Source organism: Paenibacillus pectinilyticus (genome assembly GCF_001700435.1).
Taxonomy (GTDB): domain Bacteria; phylum Bacillota; class Bacilli; order Paenibacillales; family NBRC-103111; genus Paenibacillus_E; species Paenibacillus_E pectinilyticus.
In genome coordinates this window covers 162,388-178,707 of sequence record NZ_LYPC01000020.1, presented here as the reverse complement: position 1 = coordinate 178,707, position 16,320 = coordinate 162,388, and the positions used below count along the sequence as shown (strand labels likewise).

The window sequence follows — 16,320 nt, the reverse complement described above, 5'->3', positions numbered from 1 at the left end:
AAGGTAGTGAGAAAATGAAGATTTTATCCTTTAGGTATTGTGAAATAGGATCTAACTGGAACTTACCTGAAATAAATTTAGAGATGTTGACTTTATTGGTTGGAGCCTCTGGTGTTGGGAAAACAAAAATATTAAATGCTATCGAAAACTTAAAAAATTTAGCTCTTGGAAAAGAATCAAATCGTCGAATTCCCGCAATAAATTGGAGTATTAAGTTTATTGAAAATGAAAGCACCTACATTTGGAGTGGCGAAACAAATATAAAAAAAGAATTGGAAATTCTTTATGGAAATGATGAGGAAAAAAGTAATACAAGCAGCATTGAGTTTACTTACGAGAAACTTGTTAAAGTTAATCATCCCGATACTTTAACAATATTTGAAAGAAGCATATCAGATATTAATTTTCTTAGAGACAAAATTGTTCCAAAAGTTACAACTAGTAAAAGTTATATTAATATTTTTTCAGAAGAGGAACATATCGCGCCAATAATTAAAGGTTTCAATTCAATATATTCATTTCACTTTGAGAATGAAAGAAGAGTAGTTTTACCTTCAAACATAAAGAGAGAATCAGAGGCATTATCCGGTTTAGATGAGGAAAAAAGTGCAATAGCTCTAGCAGCATTACGTGAGTCTAATATGCCCATTCTAGGGAAAATGTATTTTGCCTATAGATATTTCGAAGAAATTTTCAACAAAATTAAAGAAGATTTTATTGATATTTTTGAATACATAATAGATTTAAGATTTCATAAAGATCGCGATAATAAAGATAACAGTGAACCGTGGATACTGCAAATTAAAGAAGAAAATAGTGATTGGATTCCCTCGAGTGAAATATCGTCTGGTATGTTTAAATCTTTAACGTTTGTTGGAATGAACTATTTAATTCCAAAAAATAGCGTTATCCTTATCGATGAATTTGAAAACAGTCTAGGCATTAATTGTATTGATTTGCTACCTACAAATTTGAATCCAGATGCTCAATATTTACTAACAAGTCACCATCCTTATATCATTAATAAAATATCTATGAATCAATGGAAGATAGTGAGTCGACACTCAGATCAAATTGTTGTAAAAAATGCTTCAGATTATAAGATAGGTCACTCTAAACATGAGGCCTTTAAACAACTAATAAATCTTACTGCTTACACTGAAGGGCGAGAAGAAGCATGAACTTATATATTTTAGTTGAAGGAAAATCCGAGAAATATATTTATCCCGCTTGGTTAAAGCAATTATTACCGGATCTAATCCAAGTCAATAACCATAATGAAGTAGAGAATCAGAACTATTATCTATTTAGTTGTCAGGGTTACCCCAGTATTTTAGATGACATTGGAAATGCAATAGATGATATTAAATTATCAAATAAATATGATTACCTTATGGTAATTTTGGATGCTGATGATGTTGCAGTAGATGACAGACGTGCTGAAGTACTAAATGAAGTGAAGAAACATAATTTTGACCTATCCAAGATTTTAGTTGTAGTTCAAAATCATTGTATAGAAACATGGTGCTTAGGTAATCAAAGGGTCTATTCAAGAAATCCAACAACAATTGAATTCATTAATTGTGCTGATTTTTATTGTGTAAGAGAAAATGATCCGGAATTTATGGGACTTGACGGAAATGTCACTCAAATCTCCACCACCGCTACTTACCATGAATATTATTTAAGCAAAATGCTTCTTGAAAGAAACACTTCTTACTCCAAAGGAAAGCGTTCAAAAGCAGTTCAAGACCCTGGATATCTTTCCCAAATGTTGCAAAGAATTGACTCAACTACACATTTAAATTCTTTTAGAGAGTTTATAAGTATTATCGGTGGATTGTCCCAAGAAATACGAACTAGAAAAATGACAGCAGCATCAGAAAATTAAAAGCAAAAATCTGGAAAACTACAAGTAACAGATTTTTTTACAATAAAAATTTGTTTTTTCTTCACATCATTGCAAATGGACCTTGTTCTGGAACTGTGGAATTATAAATTAATTGTGCTACTCCCTTTTGGCATGTAAAAAGTTCGATCATTATTTTTGATAAGTTAGATATTATCAAAAATACATTCTTCTTTTAAACGAGAATACGCACATTTATTTATTACTTGAGTCTTTTTTATTTCAACGAAAATATCGAAGTGATCTTATAAAACAATCTTTAAATCAGCTCTGTGTAATTCTCAGAACAAATTATCTAATATTTTTCTTGCTCCTTCATCTTTAAGCCGGTTTAGAAATGAACATCCGGTATGATGCATTTTGTTAGAAAAGGTTGTATTACAGTAGTTAAAGACATATCCAGATTTATTTTCTTGCATATTATTACTCTCCCTATGTTCATCAAGTTAGCTTGAGAAAAAGGCTGTTCATCATTGGTAGTATCCCCTTTAAGAAGACACTCAAAAAAGCCCTTATGGTACCATTAGGGCTTGAGTACAAACTTGGAGGGGATTTTTCTTTGGCTAAAAAGGGGCAAACATTTAATCAGTATACGGAAGAGTTTAAGTTAGCTGCCGTTCATGAATACACGCAGGGAACATCGAGTTATAAAACTGTAGCTGAAAAGCTAGATATCAGGAGCTGTACACAATTAAAGGTATGGGTGAAGAAATGGCTAGCTGGTGAGGTATTTGACGTACGTTTAGAGAAGAAACCCTCACCTGGTGCAGGACGTCCACGCACGATCTTTCGCACTGTAGAGAAGAACGGGATTATCTAAAAGCACAGGTAGATTATTTAAAAAAGCGGTATCCAAATCTAGTAAAGGAGAAGCACCAAGCCAGCGAGATAACTATGAAATAGTGGAAGGTTTACGCCAAATACACGGCATTACAAGCTTGCTTGCCATTGCAGGTATTGCTAGAGCCAGTTATTACAAATGGAGAGCCACACAGCCTCAGCGTAAGGCTAGAAATGACCTCGATCATGAACTTAAGGAACACATGATGGCCATACATTTCGCACATCCCTACTTCGGATATCCACGTATGGTTGATGCCTTAGCAGAGGTTGGTTATCTCGTAAATCACAAGAAAGCATGGCGCCTCATGAAGGTTTTAAATATCCAATCGGTCATTCGAAGGAAGCGAAAAACATCTAATTATACGCCTTCCATTGTGTACCCGGAACCGCTTGAAACGTAAATTTCATGCAACAGCACCACAGCAAAAAATGGTTACGGATATTACGTTTATTTCGGATGGTGAGAATTTTCATTATTTATCCGTTATTCAAGATTTATTTAGTAATGAAATTGTTGCTTGGCAATTGTCTGAACGCAACGATGTGAAACTTGTGCTAGACACAGTCGAACAGTGGACAAGAAAAAGAGACGTAGCGGAAGCCGTGCTCCATTCGGATCAAGGCTTCCAGTATACGTCTCCGGCGTACAACACGCGATTAGAAGCATTCGGCGTTAAAGGCAGCCACTCTCGCAAAGCTACTTGCCTAGATAACGCATGCATCGAATCCTTTTTTTCGCATCTCAAGTCAGAGAAGTTGTATCTCCAACAGTGTAAATCAGGAAGTGAAATTCATCAAGCGGTGGAAGATTATATTTACTTTTATAATTATCAGCGGTTTCAAAAAAAACTTAAAAAACGCGCACCGATTGAGTATCGGTGCGCGTTGGCAGCATAGCTTTTTTCATCTGTCTACTTGACAGGGGTATGACCACATGCTGGCAGCCTTTTTCTCTTTTCTCTATTCAGTTGGTTCTATTACTTTCATAATCTTCTTCCCACGCAGCAGTTGAACTGACTTCACACGAGGCAACGCAGCCGATTGATCAATAAAAATATCTTTATTATAAGAAATGATAAATCGAGCACGTTCTCCTAGAATGTTCGATTGGGGTTCCTCTGGTTGAATTGACGTCCCAACAACTTCCGCTCTACCTCTAACGGCATTAATCGTTAAATCTCCCTTGGCGAAGAATCCGCCTCGAATCCAAAAAATTGACCCCACACCATACAATTCTGCCGTAGAATCCGTATAAAAGAAAGCATCCAATCGCTTGATATCGCCGTTATTTTTTGAATCTTTACCAAATGCAAGCTCATACTGATTATCAGGAATATCTTTGAATAATCCATCTCCATTCGTATTCACCCTCGTGATGAGGATACTCCCTTTACTCATGAGTACAAGTTCTTTATTGTCCAGCCCCTTAATGGAAGCATCCTCAATAACCGTGTTACCTAATGCAAAAATCGTAGAATCCATATCGACTTGACCAACAATGTTGACATTCCCCGTAACGAGGATATTAGCTCGTACTTGAATAGCTGTAGACGTAGTGTTCGTAATATTCAAATCACCATCGATGATGAACCAGTTACTTCGATAATACCCATCGTCATTGGCATCTTTTCTAAATGTTTTTCCGAATTTCTCCCCTAATGAATCGACTCCCGTAGCGTAAAGCAATTGGGAATAATCCAAATTATTTAGATTGAAGTTTCCTCGATGTAAGAATGTTTCATTTCCGATTTCTGAATTAACCAACAGCTTATACTTAGCTAATCGTCGGTCATACTCTGTTACTGTATCCGTAGAGTCCGTTCCCGATGGCTTTATAGGACTAATGTGTGATTCATCTCCATTTATCAGCTGTAGTTTTCCAGAGATATAATTCATAACAGCGCTCATATCATTGAAATGCTCATCGATATATGTCCAATCCCGAGCATCCCCACCTATTGCTTCCGTCAGCTTATCCTCAAAAGATTCATTCATATTAATTCCTATAAAATCTTTATTGCTTTTAATTTGTGTCTCACTTGTTCTACCCAGTATGTTCTCTGCTTTTTTAGCTTCCCCGTTCCCAGTTGCTTCTTGTATCGGTTTATAATCTGTACAATTGGGGGTATCACAGTACCTAATACTCGATAAAGATTGCACATAGGCCGTTCCTTCAAGTGAAGGAAAGGTAGTACTCCCCATTTTTTTATCGTCACTTTCGTAATAATACTCCGCTTCGTTCTTAATTAATAACTGTCTCCCCGCATAGATCCCACCGGCATTCGCATCTCCACCAAGAAAATAAGGTGAACCATTTATGATAAAATTGCCATCTTGCGAGCCCCCTGCATATTTCAATGCATCTGGATAGGAATTAATAATGAGATTCTGCTCCAAACTGCGTGTAACCCCATCGATTGTTGCTGTCACACTGATTGTAATCTTCTGCGGATACTCTTCTTGCTTTAGTTCGGCATTAGTGATGACATCTGACTTCGCATATTCCGTACGCGTTTCATTTTTACTTTTATCATTTATCTTAGCTATTTCTATTTTCAATTGATCCGCTAGTAAATCCAAATTAATCGCATGTTGCCCCGTTAACTTCCCTTGTATCATCGCCACAGCCTCATTTAGAGCCTTCTCTGCCAAATGAACGCTCTGCACATCCTTTTGCTTCGTTTGGCTTCTAACGGCGCCGCCAATGCTCGCACTCATGACTGCCATACCGATCATCGTAAACACGATGATGATAAAGAGGACGAGCAGCAATGCTGCACCTCGCTCCTCTTTAAGTCTGTTTAACATGACGCTACTCCTCCTTTAGAAGCCAAACCTGCTCTTTAAATTCAACGTGTGCGGAATCCCTTTCGCGTCGTTCTGCTGCAGATGCAAGTCCACGATAATAAGGCCGCTGTGGCATTCTTTGATCGAACCGCATTCGAGCTGAATGGTAGAACCTTTGAGATCAGCGACGATCTTGATTGGCTTAACCGAAGGTGGATTTAACGTTGGATCACCTAGCCGAATTTGACTTTTCACATCTGGCGTCTCGAGATCAACAAATATTTGGCTAGTCGATGGCTCCTCATCGAAAAGATCCTTCCTCGTCAGTATAATTCCATTTCCGCTCGACAAGGTTTCAATCGTCGTAGGACCAACCGTATATAATTCAGTCATGATCGAGGACATTACGATGTCCGCTTCATCCCGCAAAGCATTTTCAACGTTCACTTTATTGTAAGAGGTAAAACCGAAAGTAATAACGCCATAGATCGTCCCCATCACTAAGGAGAGGATCGTTAATGCGGCAATTAATTCAACCAGCGAAAGTCCCTCTTCGTTCTTTAAGCTTCTAACGAATCGATTCATCAAGAATATACCCCTCCACATCGGCTTGATATCGTGAGCTAGGGTTTGGCGCATTTTTATCCACAACTTGAACTGAAATTGGAATTAAGTATTGAAATTTCGTGCTAGTAGGGTTCATCTCTAACTCTTCATGAATCAAATCGCTCTGATACTTCACCGTCACCTCATACTGTTTCCCATTGACTTCTGGATTAAATACATCCCAAAGCCCTGTCATGCTGCTTATAGTCATGTCAGTCGGACTACAAATCAGAGCCCCTGCATTCATACTGCAATTCCCTTTCTCCAAATCAATTCCACCATTAGCCTTCAAATAGTCATTCATCTCCGTAAACGGCTGCTTCTCCATATAAAACAACGCATTCCTCGCCAGATTCACCATGACCGTCTTGTTCTGATTCCCTTTGTTATAGGACATTGCTTGTATGAAAAAAGCCATCATAGCCAAAGAAACCACAGACAAGATGACAGTCGCGGCCAAAACTTCAATCAGCGTAAATCCTTCATCGCGCGGTTCTTTCTTTTTCATCCTACACCGCTCCTATTTCTACTAAATTCATTCACGTACGCCTAAATACCTAGGACTATTGTACCATATTTTCAACATAATTAGGGCATTCCCCTCTTTTTAAAATGACAAAATGGGCACATTTCATATTTGCAGCCACAAGTAAAAAGCCCCACTCCCGTAAGGAATGAGGCTACTTAATCAGTCATTTTATACAAATGGCGGTTCCCATGCTTTTTTATCCAGACCAATTCGATCATTCACGACATTCATCTCTCGATCAAGCTGAACATCGACGCCAAAGGACATCTTGCGTTTGTGCCAGAAGCGCATATCCCGCCATTGTACCTCATAGCCGCCATTCTTCTCTTTCCAAGATACATAAATGTGTTGGGCAAAGTGTAAAAAGGCACGCACGCCATCTGTTCCCATGGAGGCTTTTACAATCGGATGTGAGCCCTGACTGTTGTAATCCTTCCGACTATACTGCTCTAGGACGTGCACTTGCCCATTGCGAATTTCACCCAAAAAGAAACTCGTTTCACTTTCGCAAACAAACTGCCAATAGAACCAGCTTAATGTTGGAACAAGATGACAGACACCGGATGAGAGATTCAACTCATTTCTCACCAGTTTCATGATCTTATTCCGTTGTGAGGATTGAATGGCAATATAAAATAAACTTATCGCAAAAATGACGGCATACATTTCTCCAATATATGCTGCGTTTTCGCCGCCCCAAATAACAAACCATAGGAGAGCGCCGCCTGCATGCAGCACAAATAGGAACGGATCATAGAGACAAAGGGTGTCGAGATGCAACCATTTTTTAGTGAAAGGTCGCAGACATTGTACCCCGTACACATTGAAAAGATCTAGCCCTACATGACATACCACAGCTAGAAACGTCCAAAAATACAGGCTCAAAATATGATCCCATAACCCAAACCCTGCAGCGAGCGGCAAACTGATGATTAATGGCCAAATAAATAAGGCAGGCAACGAGTGCGTCAGCCCACGATGTGTGCGAACATAATTCGCATATCCACGCAATCGCGCTACTGTATCTAAATCAGGGGCATAAGAACCAGCCAACGTCCCGATAAGAATAGCGTGAGCCAGCGAGGGTTGTTGCGTGACTGCCCCTTCCAAACAAGCAAGTCCTGCAAGACTAACACCAACTAAGAGATGACTTCCTGAATCCATCTGCCCATCATCCTTCCTTATGCTTGAATTTGCTGCCGATCTGGCTCCCACCGCTCATGTACGTTAAACCAGTAGAACCAAGAGGCCGGTTGTTCCCGAATAACCTGTTCCATGAAAGCATTCAACTGCAGATTTGTAGCCGCTCTAGCTGCTCTAGTAGCGCGCCCTTCTACTGCATTTAGTACGATGGGTTCCCCAGCCACAAGACGGTGCTTGAATCCACGCGCACGATACCCATAGAAGGGGACAATCGGCACTTGTTGCTCATAAGCAAGCATCGCGGCACCTTCGGGTGTTCGTGTCGATCTGCCAAAAAATTGGGATAGCGGAAATGAGGGCCGCCAGAAATCTCCCAATAGGAAGATGACGCCTCCAGCTTGAATGTGTTTTTTCAAAGCTCTGTATAATTCCATGGAGGGAACATTGTCGTAATCCAGTCCTTTACACCCCAAAGCCGCAAATTTTAGATACAGAGGCTTGAGTTCAGGGCTACCTGCGGATGCAACAGTGAGACAATCGAATCTTTTTGTGAAATACCAATAATAACCAAAAAAATTCCCTACGTGCGGTGTGTAAATAATGAACCCTTTGCCCTTCGCCAGCTCTTGGGCGGCCTGCAAATGTTCCTCTCCCTGCAGTTCAAAATCTTGTTCATTCAACCGACTGGATTGGAAGACAATCTCGTACAACGTAAAGACAACATTACGCACATATTGCCTCGTCAATGCTTTTACTTTACGTTTTGAGCTTGATCCTAAGACATCTGCCAGATTAGTTTCCACGCACTTTATAAAGCCATTACGAGCAACTAAATAACCTATATATGCAATAACTGAACATAAGAGTGACAACAGCCACAACGGGAAAATAGGCAGTATGCGCGCCAATCGGCTCTGTTCACCTTCACTTGAGGTTAGTTTTGCAATCCATTCATACAACGAGTGTCCACCTCAGCTCAATCTTCTTGTAAGAAATGTCGTTTATAGCGACGTGCTACTTTATCCTTTTGCAAAACGATGAAGAAATCCACCGTCCCAAACAATGCATCATACGCTGGGTCTCCACCAATTTCGGCCCCCAGCCACTGATAGCCTTTCATCAATGGAGGTAATTTACGGAACATCTCTTTCTCTGCGCTACTATCCAACGCAAGACAAGTAAGACCAGCAATCCGATGTGTCTCCAGCGGCTTAATGCCATAACGATCTGTCAACACCTGTTTCAGACGCAACATGGAATAAATCTCATTCAATTCATCTATATGTGGGATGTGAACACTCGCACATCCTATTAAATGCGTAAACTGGCGTTCGCTCAAATAACCGGCAATGCCCTCCCACAGCAATTGGATCGCTCTGCCGCCGCGGTATTCCGGTGCAACACAGCTTCTGCCAAGCTCTAGGGACTGCCTTTTCAAATCGGTATAAGCACTTAAATCAAACTCTGTTTCCGAATAAAATCCGATCCCGCTCAAAGCTCGATCCCCCGGAAGAAGGCGATACGTTCCGATAACCTCGTCGGTTTCGAGATCCTTGACGATCAAGTGATCACAATAAGCATCATAGACATCTTGCTCAAGCTTCTCTTCATTCCGTAAACGCAAATTTTTCTCTTCCTCCACGAAAATCTGATACCGCAGTCGCAGCGCTTGCTCAATTTCTTGTGCAGTGGTTGCAAGCTTCACCATCAGCTTCGTAGGATGTGGCGCCGTTTGTAGAGGTACTCCACTCATTTTTCCTCACGCCCCTCAACTAGAGTTTAACAACTCCAGATTAACAGAGCTTTATTTCCGCTTGATTTGCGCGTTGTGAAGAATTTGTAAGAATTGAACCTTATCTATGTTTATGCAAAAAAGAACGCATTCGCCTTAGGCGATGCGCTCTTTCAATGGACGTCCAGTCGGTCCGCGCCGACTTCCCTTATTCCGAGTCTTTGTATGATTTGCTGATTTCCCTAATCATAATGAAAAAGATCGAGGAGATAAAGATAGAAAGGAGCACTTCGGCAAGTGATATTCCCATACCTTCACCTCGGTTTCATTGTTTTGATTAGTGTATGAGGCAAAAGCGAAGAAATTGACGCGGACAATAAAAAATAAGCTTCCACCGCTTAATTTCAAACGGAAGAAGCTTATTCGTATTTTACACTTTACGCGGCACTTCAAAACTCCAGAAGTCCTTCGCCAAGTAGCTGTTCGCATGGATCCGTTGTGCTTCGTACAGCAATTCAGTCACGCTATCCCCTTGATAACGTGAACTTAGATGCGTCATGATTAGCGCATGCGCACCCGCTTCTTGAGCGGTCCTAGCCGCATCACTAGATGTCGCATGATCGAATGCATAAGCAAGCTCCTGTTTATCCATGGCAAACGTCGCTTCATGCACGAGTACATCCGCACCGCGCGCCAAACGTTTGGCCCCCTCACAATAGCGAGTATCCCCTAGAATGACCACTACACGACCTGGAACAGGTTCGCCCAAGTAATCCTTGCCATGAACGGTACGTCCATCCTCCAGCTGTATGGAATGTCCTTGCTTTAATTGACCATAGATAGGTCCAGCTGGAATACCAAGTTCTTTGAGCTTTTCATGCAGGAGCTTACCTGGTTGGTCCTTCTCTACGATTCGAAAACCGAAGCATTCAATTCGATGCTCTAATCGAGCTGTTTCCACAAGAAAGGTCTCATCTTCGAAAATGATGCCCTCCTCGTCAAGTTCAACAAGGTGAAGGGTATAGCTCAAATGAGCCCCACTGACCTCTAACGCCGTCTCAACGAATTGCTTGAGTCCGCGAGGGCCATATAACGTCAGTGGCGTATCTCCTCCCAAGTAAGAACGGCTCGTTAACAAACCTGGTAACCCATATAGATGGTCGCCATGCAGATGTGTAATAAAAAGTTTCTCGGTTCGTCCAAGCTTAACTGGCGAATTCAAGATTTGCTGCTGTGTACCTTCTCCACAGTCCACAAGCCAATAAGTCCCACGCTCATCTAATAAATTCAAAGCGATCGAGGTGACATTTCGTTGTTTGGAGGGCATCCCAGCCCCCGTTCCCAAAAAATACAAGTCCACAAACCAAACCCCATTCTATGTTCGAAATCACCTGGCAAAATGGAAAGCGAGGTTGCCGCGGAACCCATGGTTCACGCTAGCTGCCTCGCCTTCATCTACTTAACCTACGTTAAAATAACGCGCTTCTTTATGTGCAAAGACGATCGCCGACACGGATGCTTCCGGCTCCATCATAAAGGACTCCGTCAGCTCTACGCCGATATCTTCTGGCTTGAGCAAGTTAAACAGCTTCGCTTGATCCTCTAGATTTGGGCAAGCCGGATAGCCAAAGGAGAACCGTTGGCCCACATATTTGGCACCAAAACGTTCCTGCATGGTCATATCGACACGATCCGGAATTCCAACGACATCACGCATGATATGGTGAACGCGTTCAGCAAATCCTTCCGCTACTTCCAAAGCTGTCGCTTGCAAGGCATGGGATTTCAAATAATCGCCTTTGTCACGCCATTCTTTCGCCAAATCATTAATATCATGTCCAGCCGTTACGAGAAGGAAACCTACATAATCCATTTCGCCGCTTTCAACCGATTTGAGATAATCCGCTAAACATAAGTACGGCTCTTTATCTTGACGCGGGAATGTGAACGTTTCAAGCACCTTGCTGGTATCTTGCGGATCATAGACGATAATATCGTTGCCGTTAGATTGTGCTGGGAAGAAACGGTACATGCCATGTGCTTTTATAATGCCATTGTGCTGCGCTGCATAAAGAATGGAATCGACGGTATCCTTCAACTGCATCGCTTTCGTATCTTTATCACTCAGCAACTGCTCCACTTTCCCCTTCAAACCAAGGTGATGACCAAGCAGCATCTGCATATTCACATATGGCATCAGATGGCTGATCGGATAATCACGCATGATGTGACGCTCTGTATCTTGCGGTACTTGAACGGGTAGATCCTTAGACACGGCCGATGAACTCACACGCGTAAGCTGCGGCAGCTTTTCTTCTTTGCGGCCTGTATCCATCACGTCGGATTCTAAGCTGTCTCTAAGTTCCTGAATCAATCGTTTACGCTGTTCGGGGTCACTCAGTTTGTTCGCAATATCAAGTCCATCCATCGCATCCTTCGCATAAAGAACAACGCCTTCATACTCTGGTTGGATCCGAGTTTTGGTGAATTTACGGGTAAGCGCAGCTCCACCCACGAGGATTGGCACATCTACCCCCGCTGTGCGTAAATCCTGAGCTGTGATAACCATCTGTTGAGCCGATTTCACAAGGAGACCAGATAATCCGATGGCATCCGCTTTCTCGCGGCGATACGCCTCAATAATTTGCTCAGGCGGTACCTTAATCCCTAAATTGACAATCTTGTATCCGTTATTGGAAAGGATGATTTCGACGAGATTTTTACCAATATCGTGTACGTCACCTTTAACAGTTGCCAAAATAATTTTACCCTTCACGGCTGATTCTGATTTCTCCATGAACGGCTCTAAGTAATTAACGGAAGCTTTCATTACCTCAGCACTTTGCAGTACCTCCGCAACAATCAACTCGTTGTTATTGAACAAACGGCCAACTTCCTCCATCCCTTTCATCAGCGGCCCATTAATGACCTCCAACGGGGAATAGGTTTGAAGTGCTGTCTCCAAATCAGGAATCAAGCCTTCCTTCGTTCCTTCAACCACATAAGAACCAAGTCTCTCTTCCAAAGAAAGGTTCGAAATTTTCTCTTTCTTTTCGACTTTTTTCTCACGGAAATGGGCTACGAATTTAGCCAGTGTCTCATCATTCGTATTGTAGATGAGTTCCTCCGCTAGCTGACGCTCTGTTTCCGGAATCGAAGCGTAACGCTCTAATTTCTCCGTATTTACAATCGCATAGTCAAGACCAGCCTTCGTACAGTGGTACAAATACACAGAGTTCAGAACCTCACGGCCTGCATCCGGCAACCCGAAGGAAATATTACTTAATCCAAGAATCGTTTTGGCTTTCGGATATTTCTCTTTTATAAGCTTGATGCCTTCGATCGTTTCGACCGCGGAACCAATGTACTGGGGATCACCTGAGCCAACAGGGAACATATTCGGATCAAAAATGATATCCTCTGGATTCATCCCATATTTCTCAGTTAGAAGCTCATACGAGCGTGTTGCCACTTCGATTTTCGCTTCGCGTGAGACGGCCTGACCACGTTCATCAATCAGAATACATACGACGGATGCCCCGTAACGATGGATTAAAGGCAAAATCCCTGCGAATTTCGTCTCCCCATCCTCCAAGTTAATCGAGTTGATGATGGCCTTACCTTGCGAGTATTTAAGACCAAGCTCAATGATATGATCATAGGTCGAGTCAATCATCAAAGGAACTTTAACCTTTTTCACGACTTCTTGCATGAATTCTTCTACCGCGTAAGCTTCATCAATGTCCGTGTCCTGTAAATTAATGTCGATGACATGAGCGCCGTTCTTTACTTGATTACGGGCGATTTCTGAACCTTCTTCAAATTTACCTTCTTTGATCAAACGTTTAAACTTTCTAGATCCGGAAATGTTCGTCCGTTCTCCCACCATGATCGGGCGGTTCTCTGGCTCAATATAGACCGTTTCGATTCCTGAAATCGCTGGTGGATGGGAACCGTAATCTGTTCTAGGCTTATAGTTCGCAAGTGTCTCGGCCATGGCACGAATGTGGTCTGGCGTCGTTCCGCAACAGCCACCAGCAATATTCAGCCAGCCCTGCTCAGCAAATCCTGCCATTTTTTTGGCCAAAGATTCAGGTGATTCATGATAATGTCCATTCTCATCCGGCAGACCTGCATTCGGATAGCAGCTAATCGCAGTTTCCGCAATGCCAGATAGCGTACGGATGTGATCCCGCATAAATTCAGGCCCCGTCGCACAGTTCAAGCCCATCGAAATCGGCTTCAAATGCTCAAGCGAGATGTAAAAGGATTCAATATTTTGACCGGCAAGTGTTGTTCCCATCGGCTCAATTGTACCTGAGATCATGATCGGAAGCTCAACATTCAATGTCTGAAAAGCTCTGCGAATACCGATAGAGCCCGCTTTAACATTCAGCGTATCTTGGGAAGTCTCCAGCAGCATCGCATCAACGCCCGCTTCAATAAGTGCTAGCGCCTGTTGATAATAACTTTCTTCTAGTTGTTCGAAGGTTACGCCACCTGTCACAGACAAGGTTTTGGTTGTTGGTCCCATTGCACCTACAACATAGCGCGGCCATTCTGGTGTAGAATATTTATTAGCCGCATCAATTGCGAGTTTAGCCGCAGCTAAATTTAGCTCCCGATGACGATCCTGTAAGTCGTACTCCGCTAGAACAACACTTGTCGTTCCGAACGTATTCGTTTCTATCATATCAGCGCCAGCGGCGAAATAAGCTTCATGAATTTTCTGAATAACGTCTGGTCGCGTAACACATAGGATTTCATTACATCCATCCAGATCATCGCTTCCGAAATCTTCAGCAGTCAAATTTTCTTGCTGAATCATGGTGCCCATGGCACCATCTAGGATCATAATTTTTTTCTTAAGCTGTTCTTGAATCGGTGGTTTCTTCATGGCAAGACTCCCTTTCAACTTATCCAAACACGAAATGAGAAAAAAATCGACAAATTATGTTAAGATTTAGTGTAACAGAATAAGGCGTCTATGAAAAGATTTTGACTTACGAATAATTCCTATAGGTTTTATCGGAAAAACTTATATCCTTCCATCGACAGTGAGCTTGTTATCCTCTATAATATGTATATATTTATTTATGAAAGAGGGATGTAAAGTGGCACAAATTAGAATTCGAAATACGAATGAACGCATTGAGGGCGAAGCTGAAGTTAAAGCCTTCTTAGATAGCCAAGAAGTTGTCTACGAACACTGGGATGCGAACAAGCTTCCTGAAGCACTTCGCGAGAATTTCACACTTACGGATGAGAACAAAGCAGAAATTATTGCTACTTATGAAGCTGAAATCAAAGATTTGGCTGCTAGACGAGGTTATGAAATCTGGGATGTCATCTCCCTATCCGATGTAACACCCAATATTGAAGAACTTCTTAAAAAGTTCGAGCAAGTACACACGCATACCGAAGATGAAATTCGCGCAATTGTTTCTGGCAAAGGCATTTTCATCATTAAATCCGAAGAACTCGGCTATTACGATGTTGAATTAGAGCCAGGTGATGTAATTTCCGTTCCAGAGAACACGAATCATTTCTTCACTTTGATGGATAACCGTCAAATCGTTGCCGTTCGTCTTTTCATCGAAAAAGATGGCTGGATTGCTTACAACATTGATGATCCAGACTTTATCAAAGCTTAATTTCTCATATTTTTTTTAAAAAAAGCCCAACAGCACTGAAGACCGTGAAGTCTTGCAGAGCTGTTGGGCTTTTTGGTTTGAATTAACCGTTCGTAATAATCGGTAAAATCTCTTGCAGACGCTTGACTTCATTCGCTGGAACGATCTCATCACCCGCTTGAAGCCCGTGATGATTAATCCAAATGTTCCGCATGCCTACGCTATTAGATCCTAGAATATCCGTTGTCAGCTTGTCCCCGATCATGATGCCTTCCTCTGCTTCGATATCAAGAAGGCCCATGGCATATTTGAAAATAGACACAGCCGGTTTCCCCTGTCCAAAGTCACCAGATATGACAATATGGTCAAAGTATGAAGCAATTTCTGGAACACCTGCTAACTTTTCCTTTTGCAAATCAGGCGATCCGTTTGTTAAAAGAAGTAACTTATAGTTACCTTTCAAAGCATCTAATACGCGGAACGTTTCTTCATATACGTAAGGACGCGTGCGGCGATCAGCAGCGAAGAACTCGCCCAGTTTATGACCTAGTTCACGATCCTCGACACCTAGAGCAGCAAGCCCTCTTGTCCAAGACTCTGTTCGGTAGCCAGGTGCAAGTTTCTGTAATTTCCTAAAGTTCTCATCTTCCCCTTCAGTGAAATTAGCCCAAAGACCCTCAAATGGGTTGATTCCGATCATTTTAGTAAATGGGAACGTTTCGAAAGATTCATATAAACTTCTCGCCTCTTTACGAACAGACGCTTCTAGTTCCTCAGGGTTCACGTCCACATGCTTAGCCGCTTCTGCACACGTCGCCGCAAAAGCCTCCTCCACACTGCGATCATCCCATAATAACGTATCATCCAAATCAAATAACACAGCTTTCAACGACATCATTCATTTCCCCTTTTGAATGTAGTATCTATGTGTAGGTTTAGTTCTCTTCGTCAGTAAACTTAATGGAATCGAGTTGTACCTTCAGGTTACCTCTGAATGCTTCAATATACTTCTTCCTAAGTTCATTACGCTCATCAATCTCGGCATCCGTGAGACCAACGGTCTTCGCCTTCCGAGCTAATTCATTGATACGTTCAATCGTCTTATCCATGCTGTCACTCATTGTAATCCTCCCAGTCA

16 protein-coding genes are annotated in these 16,320 nt (G+C 41.9%); 6 read left to right on the top strand and 10 right to left on the bottom strand.

Features of this window, described 5'->3' with window-relative positions:
* Positions 1-14 precede the first annotated feature (14 nt).
* From A8709_RS14650 to A8709_RS14635, 5 genes are all read left to right on the top strand, one after another.
* Positions 15-1,181, top strand: a complete 1,167-nt coding sequence (locus A8709_RS14650; protein WP_065853107.1) for an AAA family ATPase — start codon at positions 15-17, stop codon at positions 1,179-1,181.
* A complete protein-coding gene (locus tag A8709_RS14645) occupies positions 1,178-1,891 on the top strand; it encodes a hypothetical protein (RefSeq protein WP_065853106.1) in 714 nt (237 codons plus the stop codon). Before A8709_RS14650 ends, A8709_RS14645 begins: the two co-directional genes overlap by 4 nt.
* 577 nt (positions 1,892-2,468) lie before the next feature.
* Positions 2,469-2,729 (top strand): transposase, encoded by a 261-nt coding sequence (locus tag A8709_RS14640; protein ID WP_167357076.1) that lies wholly within the window; start codon positions 2,469-2,471, stop codon positions 2,727-2,729.
* An 82-nt stretch (positions 2,730-2,811) separates the two neighbouring features.
* A complete protein-coding gene (locus A8709_RS34095) occupies positions 2,812-3,153 on the top strand; it encodes an IS3 family transposase (RefSeq protein WP_141692538.1) in 342 nt (113 codons plus the stop codon).
* Positions 3,143-3,649, top strand: coding sequence for an IS3 family transposase (locus A8709_RS14635; RefSeq protein WP_167357075.1), 507 nt, complete (start codon positions 3,143-3,145; stop codon positions 3,647-3,649). Before A8709_RS34095 ends, A8709_RS14635 begins: the two co-directional genes overlap by 11 nt.
* Positions 3,650-3,712: 63 nt before the next feature.
* Here the strand turns inward: A8709_RS14635 and A8709_RS14630 are convergent, their stop codons facing one another.
* The 8 genes from A8709_RS14630 to metH form a co-directional block, all read right to left on the bottom strand.
* Positions 3,713-5,560 (bottom strand): hypothetical protein, encoded by a 1,848-nt coding sequence (locus A8709_RS14630; protein ID WP_065853105.1) that lies wholly within the window; start codon positions 5,558-5,560, stop codon positions 3,713-3,715.
* Between the two features lie 15 nt (positions 5,561-5,575).
* Positions 5,576-6,124 (bottom strand): PilW family protein, encoded by a 549-nt coding sequence (locus tag A8709_RS14625; protein WP_065853104.1) that lies wholly within the window; start codon positions 6,122-6,124, stop codon positions 5,576-5,578.
* On the bottom strand, positions 6,108-6,653 hold the full coding sequence (locus A8709_RS14620) for a PulJ/GspJ family protein (protein WP_065853103.1): 546 nt from the start codon (positions 6,651-6,653) through the stop codon (positions 6,108-6,110). Before A8709_RS14620 ends, A8709_RS14625 begins: the two co-directional genes overlap by 17 nt.
* Positions 6,654-6,842: 189 nt before the next feature.
* A complete protein-coding gene (locus A8709_RS14615) occupies positions 6,843-7,838 on the bottom strand; it encodes a metal-dependent hydrolase (protein WP_065853102.1) in 996 nt (331 codons plus the stop codon).
* 17 nt (positions 7,839-7,855) lie between these two features.
* A complete protein-coding gene (locus A8709_RS14610) occupies positions 7,856-8,776 on the bottom strand; it encodes a lysophospholipid acyltransferase family protein (RefSeq protein WP_065853101.1) in 921 nt (306 codons plus the stop codon).
* Between the two features lie 17 nt (positions 8,777-8,793).
* Positions 8,794-9,570, bottom strand: a complete 777-nt coding sequence (locus A8709_RS14605) for a GNAT family N-acetyltransferase (protein ID WP_065853100.1) — start codon at positions 9,568-9,570, stop codon at positions 8,794-8,796.
* Positions 9,571-9,979: 409 nt separating this feature from the next.
* On the bottom strand, positions 9,980-10,909 hold the full coding sequence (rnz, locus tag A8709_RS14600) for a ribonuclease Z (protein WP_065853099.1): 930 nt from the start codon (positions 10,907-10,909) through the stop codon (positions 9,980-9,982).
* Positions 10,910-11,008: 99 nt separating this feature from the next.
* Positions 11,009-14,446, bottom strand: a complete 3,438-nt coding sequence (gene metH, locus A8709_RS14595; protein ID WP_065853098.1) for a methionine synthase — start codon at positions 14,444-14,446, stop codon at positions 11,009-11,011.
* 217 nt (positions 14,447-14,663) lie between these two features.
* Here metH and A8709_RS14590 point away from each other — a divergent pair, with 217 nt between their 5' ends.
* Positions 14,664-15,203, top strand: coding sequence for a 1,2-dihydroxy-3-keto-5-methylthiopentene dioxygenase (locus A8709_RS14590; protein WP_065853097.1), 540 nt, complete (start codon positions 14,664-14,666; stop codon positions 15,201-15,203).
* 82 nt (positions 15,204-15,285) lie between these two features.
* Here the strand turns inward: A8709_RS14590 and A8709_RS14585 are convergent, their stop codons facing one another.
* A complete protein-coding gene (locus A8709_RS14585; protein ID WP_065853096.1) occupies positions 15,286-16,077 on the bottom strand; it encodes an HAD family hydrolase in 792 nt (263 codons plus the stop codon).
* Between the two features lie 40 nt (positions 16,078-16,117).
* A complete protein-coding gene (locus A8709_RS14580; RefSeq protein ID WP_065853095.1) occupies positions 16,118-16,303 on the bottom strand; it encodes a DUF896 domain-containing protein in 186 nt (61 codons plus the stop codon).
* Between the last annotated feature and the right edge of the window lie 17 nt (positions 16,304-16,320).